Origin of the sequence: Roseateles aquatilis (genome assembly GCF_002205645.1) — a bacterium.
Lineage (GTDB): Bacteria > Pseudomonadota > Gammaproteobacteria > Burkholderiales > Burkholderiaceae_C > Roseateles > Roseateles aquatilis.
On sequence record NZ_NIOF01000004.1, the window covers coordinates 274,559 to 295,330 of the forward strand.

Genomic DNA, 20,772 nt, shown 5'->3' on the forward strand with positions numbered 1-20,772 from the left:
CCCGAAGCGCACGCGCCACGTCCCGACGACGCGTGACACGCGCATGAAAAAACCCCGCGAGCCTTGCGGCTGGCGGGGTTCGTCGCGGCGGCCAAGGCCGCCACGTTCAAGTCGCTTACTTGACGGCGCGAGTACCAACCACTTCGATTTCGACGCGGCGGTTCTTGGCGCGGCCTTCCGCGGTCTTGTTGTCGGCGATCGGCTGCTTCTTGCCCTTGCCTTCGGTGTAGACGCGGTTCTTTTCCAGGCCCTTCGAGACCAGATAGTCCTTCACGGCTTCAGCGCGGCGGACCGACAGCTTCTGGTTGTAGGCGTCAGTGCCGATGCTGTCGGTGTGGCCGACGGCAATGATCACTTCCAGATTGATGCCGCCAGTCTTGGAGACCAGGTCATCCAGCTTGGCCTTGGCTTCCGGCTTCAGGGTCGACTTGTCGAAGTCGAAGAAGGCGTCAGCAGCGTAGGTGACCTTTTCGCTGGTGGGCTTCACCGGCACGGGCACCGGGGTCGGCGCGACCTTCGGCGGCTCGACCTTGGGCTCGGCGACAGGCACCACCGGAGCGACCACGGGCTTCAGCGCGCCATCGCAATCCTTGGCAGCGGTAGCCGGGGTCCAAAAGGCATCGCGCCAGCACAGCTCGTTGGTGCCGTTCTTCCAAACGGTGCCATCGGTAGCACGCCAGTTGTCCACGGTTTGGGCCATAGCGCCCGAGGTGGCCATAGCGGCGACAGCGAAGAGCGACGCCACGCGGTTCAATTTCTTCATGATTCTCCTCTCAAGGAAAGCCGCAGTTGCCCTGCGAAACGTCCAATGTCGGAACTAAAACCTTAGAAGCACCCAGACCAAGGGTTTCTCCCAGGGACGAACCGATTGTGCCATAGGGCAACAGGACGACTTCATTCTCGCGGCACGCACCGTGACTGTTCATGAACCTGTTGCATTGGCACTACAAGCGGGCGCAATTAGAATCATCGGCTTCTGCTCTCTTCAGTGGTCGGCGCTCCCGTGCGCGCGGCCATCACGCGCATGACCCAGTTCGCCAAGGAAACCCTCCCGATCAGCCTCGAGGAGGAAATGCGCCGCTCCTACCTCGATTACGCGATGAGCGTGATCGTGGGCCGGGCCCTGCCCGACGCGCGCGACGGCCTCAAGCCGGTGCATCGTCGCGTGCTGTTCGCGATGCACGAGTTGAACAACGACTGGAACCGACCCTACAAGAAGTCGGCCCGTATCGTCGGCGACGTCATCGGTAAATACCACCCGCACGGCGACAGCGCCGTGTACGACACCATCGTCCGGATGGCGCAGGACTTCTCGCTGCGCCACATGCTGGTGGACGGCCAGGGCAATTTCGGCTCGGTCGACGGCGACAACGCCGCGGCGATGCGATACACCGAAATCCGTCTGTCGAAAATCGCCAACGAAATGCTGGCCGATATCGACAAGGAAACCGTCGACTACGGCCCCAACTACGATGGCAGCGAGAAAGAACCGCTGGTATTGCCGGCCCGGCTGCCGAATCTGCTGATCAACGGCTCGTCCGGTATCGCGGTGGGCATGGCGACGAATATCCCGCCGCACAACCTCAACGAAGTCGTCGACGCCTGCCTGCACGCGCTGAAGAATCCGGAGTGCCCGATCGACGAGTTGATGGAGATCATCCCGGCGCCGGACTTCCCCACCGCCGGGATCATCTACGGCCTGAGCGGCGTGCGCGAGGGCTATCGCACCGGCCGCGGCAAGGTCGTGATGCGCGCGAAGGTCCATTTCGAGGACATCGACCGCGGCCAGCGTCAGGCGATCATCGTCGACGAGATCCCCTACCAGGTGAACAAGAAGACCCTGCTCGAGCGCATCGCCGAGCTGGTTCACGAGAAGAAGATCGAGGGCATCAGCCACATCCAGGACGAGTCCGACAAGGACGGGATGCGCGTGGTGATCGAGCTCAAGCGCGGCGAAGTCCCGGAAGTGGTGCTGAACAACCTGTACAAGCAGACGCAGTTGCAGGACAGCTTCGGCATGAACATGGTGGCGCTGATCGACGGTCAGCCCAAGCTGTGCAACCTGAAGGACCTGATCACGGTCTTCCTGGAGCACCGCCGCGAGGTCGTCACCCGCCGCACCGTCTACGAATTGCGCAAGGCCCGCGAGCGCGGCCACGTGCTGGAAGGCCTGGCCGTCGCGCTGGCCAACATCGACGACTTCATCGAGATCATCAAGCGCAGCCCCACGCCGCCGGTCGCCAAGGCCGAGCTGATGGCGCGCGCCTGGGACTCCTCGCTGGTGCGCGAGATGCTGTCCCGCGCCGAGACCGAGGCCGTCGGCGGCCGCAACGCCTACCGTCCGGAAGGCCTGCCCGCGCAGTACGGCATGCAGGAGGACGGCCTCTACAAGCTGTCCGACGACCAGGCCGGCGAGATCCTCCAGATGCGCCTGCAGCGCCTGACTGGCCTGGAGCAGGACAAGATCGTCGGCGAGTACCGCGACGTGATGGCGCAGATCGCCGACCTGCTGGACATCCTGGCCACCCCGGCCCGCGTGACCACCATCATCGGCGACGAGCTCTCCGCGGTCCGCGTCGAGTTCGGCCAGACCAAGCTGGGCGCGCGCCGCAGCGTGATCGAGCACAACGCCCAGGAGCTCGGCACCGAGGACCTGATCACCCCGACCGACATGGTGGTGACGCTGTCCCACACCGGCTACATCAAGAGCCAGGCGCTGAGCGAGTACCGCGCGCAGCGCCGCGGCGGCCGTGGCAAGCAGGCCACCGCGACCAAGGACGACGACTGGATCGACCAGCTCTTCATCGCCAACACGCATGACTGGATGCTGTGCTTCAGCAACCGCGGCCGCGTGTACTGGCTCAAGGTCTGGGAAGTGCCGCAAGGCTCGCGCAACGCGCGCGGCAAGCCGATCGTCAACATGTTCCCGCTGCAGCCGGAAGAGAAGATCAACGTCGTCCTGCCGCTGACCGGCGAGTTCCGCACCTTCCCGGAAGACCACTTCATCTTCTTTGCCACCGCGCTCGGCACGGTCAAGAAGACCTCGCTGAAGGACTTCAGCAACCCGCGCAAGGCCGGCATCATCTCCGTCGACCTGGACGACGGCGACTACCTGATCGGCGCCGCGCTGACCGACGGCCAGCATGACGTGATGCTGTTCTCCGACGGCGGCAAGGCGGTGCGCTTCGACGAGGACGACGTCCGCCCGATGGGCCGCCAGGCCCGCGGCGTGCGCGGCATGATGCTCGAGCCCGACCAGCGCCTGATCGCCATGCTGGTGGCCGAGGACGAGACGCAGAGCGTGCTGACCGCGACCGAGAACGGCTACGGCAAGCGCACCAACATCGCCGAATACACCCGTCACGGGCGCGGCACGAAGGGCATGATCGCGATCCAGCAGAGCGAGCGCAACGGCAAGGTCGTCGCCGCCACGCTGGTGCGTCCGGAGGACGAGATCATGCTGATCACCGACACTGGCGTGCTGGTGCGCACGCGGGTTGCCGAGATCCGTGAACTGGGTCGCGCCACGCAAGGCGTGACGCTGATCGCGCTGGACGAGGGAGCGAAGCTCTCCGGCCTGCAACGCATCGTCGAGAACGATGCCAACGAATCGACCGACGGCATCGATGCCGCCGGTCCCGATGCCGGCGACGCCACGGGCGACGCGGGCGACTCCACTCCTGACGTGAAGGAATGACCTTGTTGCTGAAGTCCGTACAAGCCGGCGCCATCGCCGCCGCCCTGCTGGTGAGCCCGTTGGCGTGGGCGCAGAAGGCCGACTCCACGCCCGCCAAGAAGGATCTCATCGCCCGCATCCTCAAGCTGCAGCAGCCCGCCATCGAGGCCCTGACGGTCGGCGTGCTGAGCCGCCCGGTCAACGAGCTGGCCGCCAAGGCCGCGCCCGCCCTGCGCAACGTGCCGGAATCCAAGCGCGAGGCCACCGCCAAGCAGATCGACGCCGACCTGCGCAAGTTCATGGAAGACAACGCCCAGCCGCTGGTCGAGAAGGGCGTCAAGCTGGCCCCGTCGACGATGGGCGTCGCGCTGGACGAGAAGTTCACCGAGGACGAGCTGCGTCAGCTGGTCGCCTGGCTGGAATCCCCGGTGAGCAAGAAGTTCGCCGAGGCCGCCCAGGATCTGCAGACCACCTATACCAAGAAGCTGATCGACGACAACGGCAAGCAGCTGGACGAGAAGTTCACTGCGCTGCAGCAGAGCGTCGCCAAGCAACTGGGCGTGGATGCCGGCCCGGCTCCGGCCGCCTCCGGCGCCAAGCCGGCCCCGAAGGCCGCGCCGACGCCGAAGAAGTAAGCCGCGCCGCGGCGGCCTCGGCCGCCGCCCGCTCCGAGGGGCGCGCGCCGCGCGACGACTGTCGCGACAGCCGCGCCCCATCCGTCTTTTGCAGTCGAGATTCCGCGATGCTCGTCGTCCGTCCGTTCAACTTCTCCGCCGGCCCCGCCGCCCTCCCCGACGAGGTTCTGAGCCAGGTGGCCGAGGAGATGCTCGACTGGCAGGGCTCGGGCATGAGCGTGATGGAGATGAGCCACCGCGGCCGCGAGTTCATCTCGATCTACGAAGCCGCCGAGGCGGACCTGCGCGACCTGCTGCAGGTGCCGTCCAACTTCCGCATCCTGTTCATGCAGGGCGGCGGGCTCGGCGAGAACGCGATCGTGCCGCTGAACCTGTCGCGCGGCGGCGCGGTCGACGTGGTGGTGACCGGATCCTGGTCGAAGAAAAGCGCCGGCGAGGCGAAGCGCTACGCGGACGTCCGCATCGCCGCCGACGCCGCCTCGTCCTCGCCCGAGAGGCGCTACCTCGACATCCCGGCGCCCTCGTCCTGGCGACTGCGTCCGGACGCCGCCTATGTCCACGTCTGCACCAACGAGACGATCGACGGCGTGGAGTTCCAGTCGTTGCCGGACCTGCGGGCGCTGGGCTGCGACGCGCCGCTGGTGATCGATTTCTCCTCGCACGTCGTCTCGCGTCCGGTCGATTGGCGCAAGGTCGGCGCGGCCTTCGCGGGCGCGCAGAAGAACATCGGCCCGGCTGGCCTGACGCTGGTCATCGTGCGCGAGGACCTGCTCGGCCGCGCGCTGCCGATCTGCCCCAGCGCCTTCGACTACAAGATTGTGGCCGAGGCGGAATCGATGTACAACACGCCGCCGACCTTCGGCATCTACGTCGCCGGACTGGTCTTCCAATGGCTCAAGCGCTTCGCGTACGCCGGCAGGACCGGCCTCGCGGCGATCGAGCAACGCAACATCGACAAGGCCGCCCTGCTCTACGCGACGCTGGACGGCTCTTCCCTGTACGAGAACCGCGTGGCGACACCCTGCCGCTCGCGGATGAACGTTCCATTCTTCCTCCGCGACGAGCGTCTGAACGACGCCTTCCTGGCCGGCGCCAGGGAGCGGGGGCTGCTGCAACTCAAAGGCCACAAGTCGGTGGGCGGCATGCGGGCATCGATCTACAACGCGATGCCGCTGGAGGGCGTTCAAGCCCTGGTGAGCTACCTGAAGGACTTCGAGACCCAACATGGCTGACGCAGCCCAACCGCCCCTCCCTCCCGATCCGGCCATGCCGCCCGCGCCGGTGGCCGACCCTGAACTGCTCGCGCTGCGCGACCAGATCGACACGCTCGACGCGCAACTGCTGTCGCTGCTGAACCAGCGTGCCCACGTGGCCGAGCAGGTCGGCGAAATCAAGCGCCGCGACGGTACGCCGTTCTTCCGCCCCGACCGCGTCGCGCAGGTCATCGCCAAGATCAAGAGCGCGAACCCCGGACCGCTGAAGGGCGAGCATGTCGCCGCGATCTGGCGCGAGATCATGTCCGCCTGCCTGGCGCTCGAATCGCCGCAGCGCGTCGCCGTGCTGGGCCCGTTCGGCACCTTCTGCGAGCAGGCCGCGATCGAGTACTTCGGCGGCGCCGCCGACCTGATCTACTGCAACAGCTTCGACGAGGTCTTCCACGCCACCGCCTCGGGCAGCGCGCAGTACGGCGTCGTCGGCGTCGAGAACATGACCGAGGGCGTGGTGACGCGCTCGCTCGACCTGTTCCTGCACACGCCCACGCACGTCGTCGGCGAGGTCAGCCTGCTGATTCGCCACAACCTGCTGCGCAAGGAGAACTCGCTGGAGGGCGTGGAGGCCGTGCTGGCCCATCCGCAGGCGTTGGCGCAGTGCCAGAACTGGCTCTCCAAGCACCTGCCCAACGCCGAGCGCCGCGCCGTCTCCAGCAACGCCGAAGGCGCCCGGCTGGCCGCGACGAACCCGGCCTGGGCCGCTATCGCCAGCGAGCGCGCGGCGACGCTGTTCGGCCTGCACATCACCGCGCACGCGGTGCAGGACGAGGCCTACAACCGCACCCGATTCGCCGTCATCTGCCTGCCGCAGACGATGGCCACGCCGCCGGCGACCGGACGCGACTGCACCAGCCTGATCGTCTCCGTGGCCAATCGCCCCGGCGCGATGCATGATCTGCTGGTGCCGCTGAAGACGCACGGCGTGTCGATGACCCGGCTGGAGTCCCGCCCGGCGCGCACCGGCCAGTGGGAGTACTACTTCTACATGGACCTCGACGGCCACCCGTCGCAGCCGCACGTGGCGGCCGCGCTGGCCGAGCTGCGTCAGCTGTGCGCGTTCTACAAGGTCATCGGCGCCTACCCGTTGAAGGCTTGAGAGGTTTCCCACGATGTTCAACCAACTCGGCGTGATCGGATGCGGCCTGATGGGCGGTTCGTTCGCGCTGGCCATGAAAAAAGCCGGCCTCGTGCGCCGGGTGGTCGGCTACAGCAAGTCGCCGTCCACGACCGAGACCGCCCGCCGCATGGGCGTGATCGACCTTGCCGCGGAATCGGCGCTGCTGGCCGTGTCCGGCTCGGACATCGTGCTGATCGCCGTGCCGGTGGCCGCGACCGAATCGACGCTCAAGGCGATCCGCCACCTGGTGCGCAGCGACGTGCTGCTGATGGACGTGGGCTCGACCAAGAGCGACGTCGTCGACGCGGCCCGCCGCGCGCTCGGCAAGCAACTGCCCAGCTTCGTGCCGGCCCATCCGATCGCCGGCAAGGAAAGCGCCGGCGTGCAGCACGCCGACGCCGCGCTCTACCAGGGCCGGCAGGTCATCCTGACCCCGCTGGAGCAGACCCGTCCCGAGCTGGTGCAGAAGGCCACCGACGTCTGGTCGGCGCTCGGCTGCCAGGTGCTCAAGATGGCGCCGCATCACCATGACGAGGCCTTCGCCGCCGTCAGCCATCTGCCGCACCTGCTGGCCTACGCCTACTTCAGCGCGGTGGCCCGGCAGCCGTCGGGCCGCGATTTCCTGAGCCTGGCCGGCCCGGGCTTCCGCGACTTCACCCGCATCGCCGCCAGCGATCCGGCCGTGTGGCGGGACGTGCTGCTGGCCAACCGGCAGGACCTGCTGACGCAGTCGCAGCGCTTCCGAGAGGTCCTCGACCGCATGGAGCAGGCGATCCGCGACGGCGACGGCTCCGCCCTCGAAGCGATGATCCGGCAGGCCTCCGAGGGCCGCGCCCAGTGGCAGCTCGGGTCGCCGGCCGCGACGCCGCCGACCAAGTCCAAATAACTTTGTGCCGGCGTGCCCCTGGCCGCCGGTCCGCGCCATGTACAAGATCCCCTTCCTGGACCTGCCCCCGCTCCGCGGCGCCGCAGGTACCGTCGTCCTGCCCGGCTCCAAGAGCATCTCCAACCGCGTGCTGCTGCTGGCCGGCCTGTCGGACGGGGTCACGCGGGTCCACGACCTGCTGGCCTCGGACGACACCCGGGTCATGCTGGCCGCGCTGCAGGAACTGGGCTGCAAGCTCGACCGGCAAGCAGACGGCGTGCTTGCCGTCACCGGCATCGGCGGCCGCCCGCGCACCGAGGCGGCGAAGCTGTTCCTGGGCAACGCCGGCACGGCGATGCGCCCGCTGACCGCCGCGCTGGCGCTGCTGGCGGCGACGCAGGGCGGCAGCTTCGAGCTCTCCGGCGTGCCGCGCATGCATGAGCGCCCGATCGGCGACCTGGTCGACGCGCTGCGCGGGCTGGGCTGCGACATCGCCTGCCTCGGCCAGGAGGGATACCCGCCGCTGCGCCTGAGCGGCCCGGCCCGGTTGACGCTCGACGCGCCGGTGCGCGTGCGCGGCGACGTGTCCAGCCAGTTCCTCACCGCGCTGCTGCTGGCGCTGCCGCTGGTCGCGACGAACGACGTCGTCATCGAGGTCACCGGCGAGCTGATCTCCAAGCCCTACGTCCACATCACGCTGGAGTTGCTGGCGCACTTCGGCGTGCAGGTCCGTCGCGACGACGACTGGCAGCGCTTCGTGATTCCCGCCGGCAGCCGCTATCGCTCGCCGGGCGAGGTCCACATCGAGGGCGACGCCTCGTCGGCGTCCTACTTCGTCGCGCTCGGCGCGATCGCGGCGGCGGACGCGCCGGTGCGCATCGAGGGCGTCGGCTCGGCCTCCGTGCAGGGCGACGTCCGTTTCCTCGAGGCGGCGCAGGCGATGGGCGCGCGGGTCGAGATCGGGGCGAACTGGCTGGAGGTCCGCCGCGGCGCCTGGCCGCTGCGCGCGCTCGACCTGGACTGCAACCACATCCCGGACGCGGCGATGACGCTGGCGGTGATGGCGCTCTACGCCGACGGCCCGACGACGCTGCGCAACATCGCCTCCTGGCGCGTCAAGGAGACCGACCGCATCGCCGCCATGGCCGCCGAGCTGCGCAAGCTCGACGCCGAGGTCGAGGAAGGCCCCGACTGGCTGCGCGTCCATCCGCTCAAGGCCTGGCGGCCCGCGTCCATCCACACCTACGACGACCACCGCGTGGCGATGTGCTTCTCGCTGGCCGCGTTCAACGGCCTGCAGGACGACCGCCGGGGCGCGGCGGTGCCGGTGCGCATCCTCGATCCGCAATGCGTGGCCAAGACCTTCCCGGACTACTTCGAGACGCTGTTCGGCGTTGTGCGCGCCGAGATCGAGGACATCCCGGTCATCACCATCGACGGCCCCACCGCCTCCGGCAAGGGCACGCTGACCGACGAGGTGGCCAAGGCGCTGGGGTATCACGTGCTGGACTCGGGCGCGCTGTACCGGGTGACGGGGCTGGCGGCGTCCCGCGCCGGCATCGACCTGGACGACGGCGAGGCGGTCGCCGCGCTGGTGCCGACGCTGGAACTGCGCTTCCAGGACGGCCAGGCGCTGCTCGACGGCGAGGACGTCTCCGCGGACCTGCGGCTGGAGGCGACGGGGCTGATGGCCTCGCAGGTCGGCGCCCACCCGGCGGTGCGCCGCGCGCTGCATCAACTGCAGCTGGACTTCCGGCAACTGCCGGGGCTGGTGGCCGACGGCCGGGACATGGGCACCGCCATCTTTCCGGCGGCTCCGCTGAAGGTCTTCCTCACCGCCAGCGCCGCCACGCGGGCCGAGCGGCGGCATAAGCAATTGATTTCCAAGGGCCTTTCGGCTAATATCGAGGGCTTGCGCGCTGATCTTGAAGCGCGGGACGCACGCGATAAAGGTCGCAGCGCGTCGCCGCTTCAGGCCGCCGCGGACGCGATCGAGCTGGACAACTCGGCGCAGACCATCGAGCAATCGAGGGATCTGGTGCTGAGCTGGTGGCGGGATCGGCGCCCGTTCTGACCCACGGTCGGCACGCGAATCAAGAGCATCGCCCCTCCCTCCGGACGTCAGTCCACTGGGGGCGATGTGTTCGACAACCTAACCCGCAAGTCCGCTTGCACAACACCGCCAACGCATTGACAGCCGCTCGCCGCTTCATTTGAAGCAGCTGGACCGTCTTCGCCTCGGCAAGGAAATTTTCATGTCCCAAACCCAAACCTCCTTCGGTGGCGAATCCTTTGCCGCCATGTTCGAGGAGTCGCTGCAGCGCGCCAACATGCGCACCGGCGAAGTCATCTCGGCCGAAGTGGTGCGCATCGAGCACAACTTCGTGGTGGTGAACGCTGGCCTCAAGTCTGAAGCCTACGTGCCCGTCGAAGAGTTCAAGAACGACCAAGGCGAAGTCGAAGTCCAGGTGGGCGACTTCATCTCGGTGGCCATCGACGCCATCGAGAACGGCTACGGCGACACCATCCTGTCGCGTGACAAGGCCAAGCGTCTGGCCTCGTGGCTGTCGCTGGAAAACGCGCTGGAATCCGGCGAGTTCGTGACCGGCACCGTCTCCGGCAAGGTCAAGGGCGGCCTGACCGTCCTGGTCAACGGCATCCGCGCCTTCCTGCCCGGATCGCTGCTGGACACCCGCCCGGTGAAGGACATGAGCCCGTTCGAGGGCAAGACCATGGAGTTCAAGGTCATCAAGCTGGACCGCAAGCGCAACAACGTTGTGCTGTCGCGTCGCGCGGTGGTCGAGGCCTCGATGGGTGAAGAGCGCGCCAAGCTGCTGGAAACGCTGACCGAAGGCGCCATCGTCAACGGCGTGGTCAAGAACATCACCGAATACGGTGCATTCGTGGACCTGGGCGGCATCGACGGCCTGCTGCACATCACCGACATGGCCTGGCGCCGTGTCCGTCACCCGAGCGAAGTGGTGACGGTCGGCCAGGAACTGACCGCCAAGGTCCTGAAGTTCGACGCCGAGAAGAACCGTGTCTCGCTGGGCCTGAAGCAGCTGGGCGACGATCCGTGGTTCGGCGTGTCGCGCCGCTACCCGGCCAACACCCGCCTGTTCGGCAAGGTCACGAACATCGCCGACTACGGCGCGTTCGTCGAGATCGAACCCGGCATCGAAGGCCTGGTGCACGTCTCCGAAATGGACTGGACCAACAAGAACGTCGCGCCTTCCAAGGTTGTCTCGCTGGGCGACGAAGTGGAAGTCATGGTCCTGGAGATCGACGAAGACAAGCGTCGCATCTCGCTGGGCATGAAGCAGTGCCGCGCCAACCCGTGGGAAGAGTTCGCCGAGAACGTCAAGCGCGGCGACCGCGTCAAGGGCCCGATCAAGTCGATCACCGACTTCGGCGTGTTCGTGGGCCTGGCCCAGGGCATCGACGGCCTGGTGCACCTGTCCGACCTGTCGTGGAACGAGCCGGGTGAAACCGCCGTCCGCAACTACAAGAAGGGCCAGGAAGTCGACGCCATCGTGCTGGCCGTGGACGTCGAGCGCGAGCGCATCTCGCTGGGCATCAAGCAGCTGGACGGCGATCCGTTCTCGACCTTCGTCTCGGTCAACGACCGCGGCATGACGGTCTCCGGCAAGGTCAAGACCGTCGACGCCCGTGGCGCCGAGATCGACCTGGGCGAAGACATCATCGGTTACCTGCGCGCCTCGGAAATCTCCCGCGACCGCGTGGAAGACGCCCGCAACGTGCTGAAGGAAGGCGACGAAGTCTCCGCCGTGATCATCAACGTGGACCGCAAGTCGCGCGGCATCCAGCTGTCGATCAAGGCCAAGGACAACGCCGACCAGCAGGAAGCCATGCACCGCCTGTCGCAGTCGAACGAGCGTGAAAACGCCGGCACGACCAGCCTGGGCGCCCTGCTGCGCGCCAAGCTGGACAACCAGAACAACGGCTGATCGCGCGGGGCCTCGATCGAGGACCCCACCGATCGCCGGGACGATCCGGAACCGGATGCCGCGCCTGTCGCGAAACGCGAACAACGCGGCACCGGTCTCCTGAGAATCCCTGTTCTGGCCGGGGTGCGGCTGAGTTAGCCTCCCCCTCAGACACGCGAAACCGCTCCAACAGGCTCGCTCCGCAGCGAGCCTGTTTTTATTCAGATGCCCACGACCATGACCCGATCCGACCTGGTGGCCCACTTGTCCGAGCGCTTCGGCCAGCTCACGCAACGAGACACCGAGTTCGCGGTCAAGACCATCCTGGACGCGATGTCCGACGCGCTGGCCCGGGGCCACCGCATCGAGATCCGCGGCTTCGGCAGCTTCTCGATCAACCGCCGCCCGCCCCGCATGGGCCGCAATCCGCGCAGCGGCGAGCAAGTGCTGATCCCCGAAAAGCTGGTGCCCCATTTCAAGCCCGGCAAGGCCCTGCGCGAAGCCGTCGACGCGCAACTGCCCGTCCTGGACGACGAAGCCGCCGCCTGAGCGGCCACGCACGCGCACACCCCCTCGATCGAGGGTCTCGTCCGACCCGCGGGTCCGCTCGGCGGACATCACGCGCGGATGACCGGCAGCGCCGCGCATCGCGGGATTTCCCGGTGCCGCGTCAGGAAGTAAAAGCCGGGTTACCACGCCCTGCCTTCCGTCATACCGCCTTGCGCACACGCCTAGAATCGCGCCCATGCGAATCCTGGTCTGGCTCTTCCGCGCCTTCCTGTTCTTCACCCTCTTCGCCTTCGCGCTGAACAACAGCCAGGAGGTCGTCGTGCACTGGTTCTTCGGCCAGGCCTGGCGATCCCCGCTGGTGATCGTAGTGCTGCTGACCTTCGCGGTCGGCTGCGCCTTCGGCGTGCTGGCGATGGTGCCGTCCTGGTGGCGTCACAAGCGCGCCGCCGCGCGCTCGCTCCCGCCGGCGGACGATCTGCCGCCGGCCGTCATTCCCGACCCCAAGATCCCCGATGGAATTTGATCTCAGCTGGTTGCTGATCGGCGTCCCCCTCGTCTTCGGCCTGGGCTGGCTCGCCTCCAAGCTGGACGCTCGCCAGTGGAAACGCGAGCAGCGCGACGCCCCCCGCGCTTACTTCAAGGGTCTGAACCTGCTGCTGAACGAGCAACAGGACAAGGCCATCGACGCCTTCATCGAAGCGGTGCAGGCCGACCCCGACACCTCGGAGCTGCACTTCGCGCTGGGCAACCTGTTCCGCCGCCGCGGCGAGTACGAACGTGCCGTGCGCGTGCACCAGCATCTGCTGTCGCGCGGCGACCTGCCCAAGGCGGAGCGCGACCGCGCGCAGTACGCGCTGGCGCAGGACTTCTTCAAGGCCGGCCTGTTCGACCGCGCCGAGAGCGCCTACGAGGCCCTCAAGGGCACCGCCTTCGACCACGACGCCGCGCTGGCCCTGCTGTCGCTGTACGAGCGCTCGCGCGAGTGGGCCAAGGCGGCGCGGATCTCGGAACAGCTGGAGGAAGCCGGCACCGCCAGCTTCGCCGGCCGCATCGCCAACTACTGGTGCGAGCTGGCACTGGAGGCGCACGCCCACCAGGACGAGACCGCCGCGCGCCGCTGGCTGGACCAGGCCCGCGACCGCGCGCCGCAATCGGCGCGCGCCTACGTGCTGCTGGGCCAGATGCTCGCCCACCAGGGCGACCAGGCCGGCGCGCAGGCCATCTACGGCGAGCTGCTGAAGGCCAACCCCGACGCGTTCAACCTGGTCGCGCGGGACTACGCGCAAGCCGCGCAGGCCATCGGCACGACGGGCCAGGCGCTGGCGCTGCTCGAGGCCCAGTACCGCCGCCATCCGAGCATGGCGCTGCTGCAGGCGATCGCGCTGCTGGAGCCCGCGCCCGAGGCGCAGCGCAAGCGGCTGGCCGAGCACCTGCGCGTCGAGCCCGCGCTGTCCGCCGCGACGCAGTTGCTGCAGCAGAGCCAGTCCCGCCAGCAGCCGCTGAACGAGGACGAGGCCCAGCTCGTCGGCACCGCGCTGCAACGCGCGGTGCGTCCGCTGCAACGTTATCGCTGCGCCGCCTGCGGCTTCGAGTCGCAGCATTATTTCTGGCAATGCCCGGGCTGCCTCAGCTGGGACAGTTATCCCCCGCGTCATGTCGAAGAGCTCTGAATTCCCGTCCACCCTGCCCGCCTCCGGCATGCCCGGCGGCGACCGCGTCATCCTGTGCATGAAGTGGGGGACCAAGTACGGCCCCGAGTACGTCAACCGGCTCTACGCGATGGTGCGCCGCCACCTGCGCGGCGACTTCCGCTTCGTCTGCCTGACCGATCGCAGCGAAGGCGTGCGGGCCGAGGTCGAATGCCTGCCGATCCCGCCGCTGGCGCTGCCGCCGGGCATCCCGGACCGCGGCTGGTACAAGCTGACCACCTTCGAGGCCGACCTGCACGGCCTGCGCGGCACCGCGCTGTTCCTGGATCTGGACGTGGTCATCGTCGACGACATGACGCCGTTCTTCGAGGTGCCGGGCGAGTTCCTGATCATTCACGACTGGAAGCGCCCCTGGCGCATCACCGGCAACTCGTCGGTCTACCGCTACACGCTGGGCGCGCATGCCGACGTGCTGGCGAAGTTCCGGCGCGAGTTCGAGACCATCCGCAAGGAGTTCCGCAACGAGCAGGCCTACCTGTCCGACGCGATCCATCAAAAGGGTCAGCTGCAGTACTGGGACGACCGCTGGTGCGCGAGCTTCAAGTACCACTGCATCCCGCGCTGGCCGTCGAACTACTGGCGCGCGCCGTTCATTCCGGACGGTGCCCGCATCCTGATCTTCCACGGCGTGATGAACCCGCCCGACGCGCAGGAGGGCCGCAGCAACGGCAACTGGCGGCGTCCGCTGCCGGCCCCGTGGATCGCCGATCACTGGCACGAGTGAACGCGCGGACGATGACGCCTTCGACGATCTAGCGATGACCTCAGACGCTCCGCCCCCCTCATCACCGACCGAACCGCCACGCGTGCGCCCGTGGCTGTCGGTGCTGATCCCCGTCTACAACGTCGAGGACTACCTGCGGGAATGCCTCGCGTCGGTGCTGTCCCAGGCCGACCAAGGCGTCGAGGTGCTGATGGTGGACGACTGCTCCACCGATGGCTCGGGCCAGTTGATGTGCGAACTCGCGGCGCGCGACGCGCGCGCGCGCTGCCTGTTCCACACGCAGAACCTGGGCCTCTCCGGCGCGCGCAATACGCTGCTGCAGGCCGCCCAGGGCGAGTACGTCTGGTTCCTCGACTCGGACGACTTCCTGACGCCTGGCGCGATCGACAGCCTGCGCGGCATCGTCCAGGCGCAGGCGCCATCGCTGGTGCTGTGCGACTTCCGCATGGTCCGCGAACGGATGAAGGCCCGCCACCGCTGGCGGGGGCATTTGCACATGCACACCTTCCATGGCCCCGCGCGCGAGCTGCTGAACGACACCTCGCTGCTGGTCCAGGGCCTGTTCGAGGCCGGGCAGTTGCACAGCTGGTCCAAGATCGCCAAGCGCAGCGTCTGGGGGGAGCAATTGCGCTTCCCGGTCGGCAGGTATTTCGAGGACATGGCCACGACACCGTTGCTGGCCCTGGCGGCGAGCACGTTCTGGTACGAGCCCGAGGTCTGGATCGGCTATCGCCAGCGCGAGGGCTCCATCCTGCACACGCCCAACCTCAAGAAGGCCGAGCACCTGGCCCACGCGCTGGCCAACCTGCGCGAGGCCGCGGTCCGGTCCTCGCTGACGGATGCGGCGCTGTTCGCGTGGGCTCATTTCACCGCGCGCAACTTCATCGGCGCGGCGCGCATGGCGACCAAGGCGCAGCCCGATCGCTGCGGCGGCCTGATCACGCATTACCGGCAAGCTTTCGAGGAGGCGTCGCCGATCTCGCTGCGCGAGCTGAAGTTCACCTACCTGCGTCGCGGCTGGTGGATCCGCGCGTTGCGCCTGCGCCGCTGGTTGCGCGAGGCCGATTGCGGCAGCCTGGGCCATCAGGCCCCGGCTCAGAGCGACAGCAGCATGTCCTCGTAGCGCCGCATCATCAGCGCGACGCCGTGCTCCTCGAGAGCCCGCCGGCGCGCCGCCGCACCGAGCCGCGCGGCCAGCGCCGGATCGCGCAACAAGCGCTCGATCGCATCGGCCAGGGCCGCGGGGTCGGACTCCGGCACCAGCAGGCCGGTGCGATCCTGCTCCAGCACGCCCTCCACGCCCGGCACCAGCGACGCCACGCAGGCGCAGCCCGCCGCCATGCCCTCCAGCAGGGCCAGCGGCATGCCTTCCCAATGGGTGGCGAGCACGAAGATCCGCTGGCTCATCAGCAGGCCCGGCATGTCGCCGTGATGGCCCAGGAAACGCACCTGATCGCCCAGGTCCAGCCGGCTCGCCAGTCGCCGCGCCCACCAGCGGTAGCCGGCCTTGCCGCCGCCGGCCAGATACAGCACCGGCCGCAGCCCGCGATCGCGCAGCAGCGCCACCGCGCGGATCAGGGTCATCTGATCCTTCTGCCGTGCGAAGCGGGCCGACATCACGATGCCCGGCTCGCGGCCATCGGCCGGATGCCGGTCGGCCTCGGCGAAACGGTCCAGGCGGATGCCGTTGGGGATCGCCATCGTCCGGGCCTCGGGCATGCCCAGCGTGACGAGCTGCCGGCGCACCCCCTCGGAAACGCCGACCAGGCGCGCGCTGCGCTCGCTCAGCCGCCGCGCCTGCGCGCGCGTGGCGCGGGTGTAGCGCTCGCGGGCGTTGTGCTCGACCTGCACCAGCGCCGGCACGCCCGCCTCCAGGCCGGCGCTCCGGCCCAGCAGGTGCTCGGGAAAGCCATGCGCCATCAGCACGTCGGGACGCAGCTCGGCGCAGAGCCGCCGCAGCGCGCGCCGGGTCGCGAAATGCGCCCAGCCCGGCACCACGTGCACGGGCAGGCCTTGATCGCGCAGCGCCTGGATGCGCGCGCGGGTGGCGGGGGAGTCGGTGTGGCGCTTGTGGCGCAGCACCAGGATGGGCTCGATGCGGGCGCTGTTCAATTGCGCAAGGCAGAGATCGACCGCCACCTGGGTCGCGCCGGAAAACCCGCCGGTGACGAAATGCAGCACGCGGCGACGGCTTGAAGTCGACGGCATGCGCGGGAGAGGTTCAACCATCGGACGAGTTTATTCGGAGTCACAATCCGCCCATTCCTCAAGCAGGTCCGTCGCGGCCCGTCCTATGAAGACTGATTACCTCATCGTGGGTGCCGGCTATGCCGGCTCCGTTTGCGCCCGCGTGCTGGCCGATGCCGGCAAGACGGTCCATCTGATCGACAAGCGACCGCACATCGGCGGCAACGCCTACGACCAGCGCGACGCCCACGGCGTACTGATCCATCCGTACGGGCCGCACATCTTCCATACCAATGCGAAGAAGGTGTTCGAGTTCCTGTCGCGCTTCACCACCTGGCGCTTCTACGAGCATCGCGTGCTGGCGAAGGTCGGCGAGCAATTGCTGCCCATCCCGATCAACCGCACGACGATCAACCAGCTCTACGGCCTGTCCTTGACCGAGGACGAGGTCCAGGGCTACCTGGAGACGGTGCGCGAGCCCCGCGATCCGCTGCAGACCAGCGAGGACGTGGTGCTCAACAGCGTCGGCCCCGACCTGTGCGACAAGTTCTTCCGCGGCTACACGAAGAAGCAGTGGGGGCTGGACCTGTCGCAGCTGTCGGCCGGTGTCGCCGCCCGCATCCCGACGCGCAGCAACGACGACGACCGCTACTTCGGCGACAGCTTCCAGTTCATGCCCGCCGAGGGCTACACCCGCATGTTCGAGCGCCTGCTGGACCACCCGGGAATCACCGTGCGCACCGGCGTCGACTTCAAGGAGGTCCGCGACCAGTTCCCCGGCGCGCACATCATCTACACCGGCCCGATCGACGCCTACTTCGATCACTGCCACGGCGCGCTGCCCTACCGCAGCCTGAGCTTCGCCCACGAGCATCTGCCAGACACCGCGCAGTTCCAGCAGGTCGGCACGGTGAACTATCCGAACGACCACGAGTTCACGCGCATCACCGAGTTCAAGCACCTGACCGGCGAGACCCACGCCGGCACGTCCATCGTGCGCGAATACCCGCAGGCCGAAGGCGACCCGTATTACCCGGTGCCGCGTCCCGAGAACGAGGCGCTGTTCAAGAAGTACGAGGCGATGGCGGAGCAGGCGCGGGGGGTGACCTTCGTCGGCCGGCTGGCGCAGTACCGCTACTACAACATGGACCAGATCGTGGCCGCGGCGCTGAAGACGGCGCAGGACCTGCTGGGCGGCGCCGCGGCGTGACGGTGGCGGCCGATCCAGCCCCGGGGTCCGCGCCGGCTTCCGAGACCCGGCGCGACGAGGTCAACGACACCTGGCCGCCGCACGCCGGGGGACGCCCGGTCGTGCTGGTGTCCTGGGACGGCGCGAGCGTGCCGCTGGCGCTGATCCACTTCGACGCGACGCCCGAGTTCGACTGGATCCTGTTCGACTACACCGGCCGGCAGGCCGGCGGCGAACGCCAGATTCGCGGGCAACACGTCACCGTGCTGTCCGCCCGCACCGAATGCAAGGGCGAGATCTTCCACCACCTGGCTGAGCACCTCGCCGCCCCCATGGCCGGGTCGGCGTCCGAGCCGCCGGAGTACGTGGCGCTGATCGACGACGACATCCTCGTGTCCATCGGCCAGATCAACTTCGCGCTGCACCTGGGTCGATGCGAGCAGTTGGACGTGTTCTCGCCGACGCTGAGCCATGACAGCCCTTACTCGCATCACTGGATGCGGCATCAGCCCAACCGCCTCTATCGCGAGGTGGACTGGGTCGAGGTGATGACGCCGTTCTATCGCGGGTCGCTGTTCCTGGCGGCGCGCGAGTATTACCGCGACAACATCTCATCCTGGGGGCTGGACCGATTCCTGATCCCGGTGCTGCAGCAGCTGAACGGGTGCGCCCGCACCGCGCTGCTGGACGCGGTCATGGTCAGCCACCGGCGGCCGGTGACCAGCGGCGCGAAGGTCTACCGCAACGGCCGCACGGCCTGGCAGGAGCGTCAGTTGCTGCGCCAGGCCAGCCTGGACCTGGTCGATCGCGAAGCGCCGGCGCTGCGTGACTCGGCCATCTTCCACCGCCTGTTCGTCGCGCGCGAGACGCCCAACAAGTGGATTCGATGGAAACGCCGCATCGCCCGCGTGCTCAAGCGCCTGCTGGACGAAGGCAGCTGAGGCCCCGCCCGCGCCGGCCGCGGACCGAAGGATCAACCGACGGCTCGCTCGACAGGTTGGCCCGTGCCCGTGCGCGCACCGGCGCCGCCGTTCGGCCGCGATGGGCATCTCCGGCACAATCCCGCTTCCTTCGCCCGATCCCAGGCTGGTTCGGACTGCGCGCACGCGTCCGGACGGGGCCTCCGACATGACCGCCGATTCCTCTTCCCCGAAGAAAGACCTCGAACCGCTCGGTCCGACCGCGAGCCGCCTGTGGCGCTTCATGAAGCCGCACCGCTGGGGCCTGATGCTGTCGGTGCTGGCCTTCGTGCTGGTGGCGGCCACCGAGCCGCTGATCCCCAAGCTGCTGGGCTACGCGCTGGGCGAGGGGTTCCAGCCCAAGCCGGCCGCCACGCCCGCGGTGCCGGGCGTGTCCCTGCCCTCGGTGGACATGCAGTACAGCTTCCCGATCTGGATGGTGCCGATCGTGCTGATCGGGCTGTTCGGCCTGCGCGGGCTGTTCAGCTTCTGCGGCCAGTACATGCTGAACTGGACCATCTCCCGCACCGTGATGGACATCCGCGCCGCGCTGCTGCAGGTGCTGCTGCGCGCCGACGCCCGCGTCTACACCAGCATCCAGCCGGCGACCGCGGTGACCAAGGTGGTCAACGACCCGCAGCAGGTGGTGACGCTGATCGCCGGGGCGCTGGTGACCATCCTGCGCGACGGGCTGCCGGCGCTGGCATTGATGGGCTACCTGTTCCTGCTGAACTGGAAGCTGACGCTGCTGTCCATGATCACCGTGCCGGGCCTGGCCTTCGTGGTGCGCAAGGTCAACCGCCGCGTGCGGGCGATGGGCACCTGGGCCTACGACGCGCAACTGCGGCTGGTCTCGGTGGTCGAGGACGTCACCCGCGCCTGGCGCGTGGTGCGCAGCTTCGACGCCGCGGACTTCGAGAGCCGCCGCTTCGCCGAGCGCGCCCGCGAGGTCCAGCGCAGCTCGCTGAAGACGGCCGCCGCGAACGCGATGGCGCAACCGCTCTCGCAACTGATGGCCAGCATCGGCATCTCCATCATCGTCAGCCTGGCGCTGTACCAGTCGCGCCAGAACCAGACGGGCGTGGGCGAATTCGCGTCCTTCGTCGCGGCGCTGCTGTTCATGAGCTCGCGGCTGCGCCACCTGAGCGACGTGATGCAGCCCATCACCAACGCGCTGGTCGTGGCGCGCGGCTGCATCGGCCTGCTGGACACGCCGGCCGAGCCCGACACCGGCACGCGCGAGCTGACCGACCCGCGCGGCGACATCGCGCTGCAAGGCGTCACCCTGCGCTACCCGGGCGCCAATCGCGACGCCCTGTCGGGGCTCAACCTGCGCATCCCCGCCGGCAAGACGACGGCGCTGGTGGGCAGCTCGGGCGCCGGGAAGAGCTCGGTGGTGAACCTGCTGCTGGGGTTCGAGCGACCGGACGGCGGGCAGATCCTGTTCGACGGCGTGCCGATCGACGAGCTGACCAAAGCCAACTTGCGACGTCAGTTCGCGGTGGTCTCGCAGGACATCGTGCTGTTCGACACCTCGGTCGCCGAGAACATCGCCTACGCGCTGCCGCGCGACGACGCGAAGCTGGAGCAGGTCCTGCGCGCCGCGGCGCTGTGGGATTTCGTGCAGGGGCTGCCGCAAGGGCTGGACACCGACGTCGGCGCCAACGGCAGCAAGCTGTCGGGCGGGCAGCGCCAGCGCCTGGCGATCGCCCGCGCCCTGTACAAGGATGCGCCGGTGTGGATCTTCGACGAGGCCACCTCCGCGCTGGACACCGAGAGCGAGCGCGCCGTGCAGCAGGCGCTGGAGCTGTGGCAGGGCCGCAAGACCCTGATCGTGATCGCGCACCGCCTCTCGACGATCCGCCGCGCCGACTGCATCCAGGTGATGAGCGAAGGCCAGGTCATCGAGACCGGCGACCACGACACGCTGCTGGCCCAGGACGGCGTCTACGCCGGCATGGTCAAGGTCCAGCACTGAGGCCG

Annotated in this window: 17 protein-coding genes; 15 read left to right on the forward strand and 2 right to left on the reverse strand. The window is 68.3% G+C overall.

Translation table 11 applies throughout. From position 1 onward, the window contains the following. Positions 1 to 115: 115 nt before the first annotated feature. A complete protein-coding gene (gene ompA, locus CDN99_RS11760) occupies positions 116 to 763 on the reverse strand; it encodes an outer membrane protein OmpA (RefSeq protein WP_088385038.1) in 648 nt (215 codons plus the stop codon). 261 nt (positions 764 to 1,024) lie between these two features. Between ompA and gyrA the strand changes: the two genes are divergently transcribed. The 12 genes from gyrA to CDN99_RS11820 all read left to right on the forward strand — a co-directional run bounded on the left by gyrA (position 1,025) and on the right by CDN99_RS11820 (position 15,577). After that, positions 1,025 to 3,697: a DNA gyrase subunit A gene (gyrA, locus tag CDN99_RS11765; RefSeq protein WP_088385229.1), complete on the forward strand. Its 2,673-nt coding sequence runs from the start codon at positions 1,025 to 1,027 to the stop codon at positions 3,695 to 3,697. A gap of 5 nt (positions 3,698 to 3,702) precedes the next feature. After that, a complete protein-coding gene (locus CDN99_RS11770) occupies positions 3,703 to 4,311 on the forward strand; it encodes a DUF2059 domain-containing protein (protein WP_158218826.1) in 609 nt (202 codons plus the stop codon). A 107-nt stretch (positions 4,312 to 4,418) separates the two neighbouring features. Next, on the forward strand, positions 4,419 to 5,543 hold the full coding sequence (serC, locus tag CDN99_RS11775; RefSeq protein ID WP_088385040.1) for a 3-phosphoserine/phosphohydroxythreonine transaminase: 1,125 nt from the start codon (positions 4,419 to 4,421) through the stop codon (positions 5,541 to 5,543). A 34-nt stretch (positions 5,544 to 5,577) separates the two neighbouring features. Continuing rightward, positions 5,578 to 6,678: a prephenate dehydratase gene (gene pheA, locus CDN99_RS11780; RefSeq protein ID WP_088385041.1), complete on the forward strand. Its 1,101-nt coding sequence runs from the start codon at positions 5,578 to 5,580 to the stop codon at positions 6,676 to 6,678. Positions 6,679 to 6,691: 13 nt separating this feature from the next. Continuing rightward, complete coding sequence (locus tag CDN99_RS11785) at positions 6,692 to 7,585, forward strand: prephenate dehydrogenase (protein ID WP_088385042.1); 894 nt, start codon at positions 6,692 to 6,694, stop codon at positions 7,583 to 7,585. A gap of 37 nt (positions 7,586 to 7,622) precedes the next feature. Continuing rightward, positions 7,623 to 9,638, forward strand: a complete 2,016-nt coding sequence (locus CDN99_RS11790) for a bifunctional 3-phosphoshikimate 1-carboxyvinyltransferase/cytidylate kinase (protein WP_088385043.1) — start codon at positions 7,623 to 7,625, stop codon at positions 9,636 to 9,638. A 181-nt stretch (positions 9,639 to 9,819) separates the two neighbouring features. Next, positions 9,820 to 11,532: a 30S ribosomal protein S1 gene (gene rpsA, locus CDN99_RS11795; protein WP_088385230.1), complete on the forward strand. Its 1,713-nt coding sequence runs from the start codon at positions 9,820 to 9,822 to the stop codon at positions 11,530 to 11,532. A 216-nt stretch (positions 11,533 to 11,748) separates the two neighbouring features. Further along, complete coding sequence (locus CDN99_RS11800) at positions 11,749 to 12,060, forward strand: integration host factor subunit beta (protein WP_088385231.1); 312 nt, start codon at positions 11,749 to 11,751, stop codon at positions 12,058 to 12,060. Positions 12,061 to 12,256: 196 nt separating this feature from the next. Further along, entirely contained in the window at positions 12,257 to 12,544 is a 288-nt protein-coding gene (locus CDN99_RS11805) for a LapA family protein (RefSeq protein WP_088385044.1), read from the forward strand. Further along, positions 12,534 to 13,691 carry a lipopolysaccharide assembly protein LapB gene (gene lapB, locus CDN99_RS11810; RefSeq protein ID WP_088385045.1) on the forward strand — a complete coding sequence of 386 codons (1,158 nt, stop codon included), beginning with the start codon at positions 12,534 to 12,536 and terminating at the stop codon, positions 13,689 to 13,691. Before CDN99_RS11805 ends, lapB begins: the two co-directional genes overlap by 11 nt. Then, positions 13,675 to 14,454: a glycosyltransferase gene (locus CDN99_RS11815; RefSeq protein WP_375134437.1), complete on the forward strand. Its 780-nt coding sequence runs from the start codon at positions 13,675 to 13,677 to the stop codon at positions 14,452 to 14,454. The genes lapB and CDN99_RS11815 overlap by 17 nt, the downstream gene beginning before the upstream one ends. 34 nt (positions 14,455 to 14,488) lie before the next feature. Continuing rightward, positions 14,489 to 15,577: a glycosyltransferase family 2 protein gene (locus CDN99_RS11820; RefSeq protein ID WP_088385047.1), complete on the forward strand. Its 1,089-nt coding sequence runs from the start codon at positions 14,489 to 14,491 to the stop codon at positions 15,575 to 15,577. Here CDN99_RS11820 and CDN99_RS11825 read toward each other — a convergent pair. After that, positions 15,550 to 16,683, reverse strand: a complete 1,134-nt coding sequence (locus CDN99_RS11825; RefSeq protein ID WP_238139489.1) for a glycosyltransferase — start codon at positions 16,681 to 16,683, stop codon at positions 15,550 to 15,552. The two genes, CDN99_RS11820 and CDN99_RS11825, sit on opposite strands and share 28 nt — an antisense overlap. A 64-nt stretch (positions 16,684 to 16,747) precedes the next feature. Between CDN99_RS11825 and glf the strand changes: the two genes are divergently transcribed. The 3 genes from glf (at position 16,748) to msbA (ending at position 20,767) form a co-directional block, all read left to right on the forward strand. Further along, on the forward strand, positions 16,748 to 17,851 hold the full coding sequence (glf, locus tag CDN99_RS11830; RefSeq protein WP_088385049.1) for a UDP-galactopyranose mutase: 1,104 nt from the start codon (positions 16,748 to 16,750) through the stop codon (positions 17,849 to 17,851). Continuing rightward, entirely contained in the window at positions 17,848 to 18,771 is a 924-nt protein-coding gene (locus CDN99_RS11835) for a hypothetical protein (RefSeq protein ID WP_088385050.1), read from the forward strand. The genes glf and CDN99_RS11835 overlap by 4 nt, the downstream gene beginning before the upstream one ends. A 187-nt stretch (positions 18,772 to 18,958) precedes the next feature. Further along, positions 18,959 to 20,767 carry a lipid A export permease/ATP-binding protein MsbA gene (gene msbA, locus CDN99_RS11840; protein WP_088385051.1) on the forward strand — a complete coding sequence of 603 codons (1,809 nt, stop codon included), beginning with the start codon at positions 18,959 to 18,961 and terminating at the stop codon, positions 20,765 to 20,767. The last annotated feature ends 5 nt before the right edge of the window (positions 20,768 to 20,772 follow it).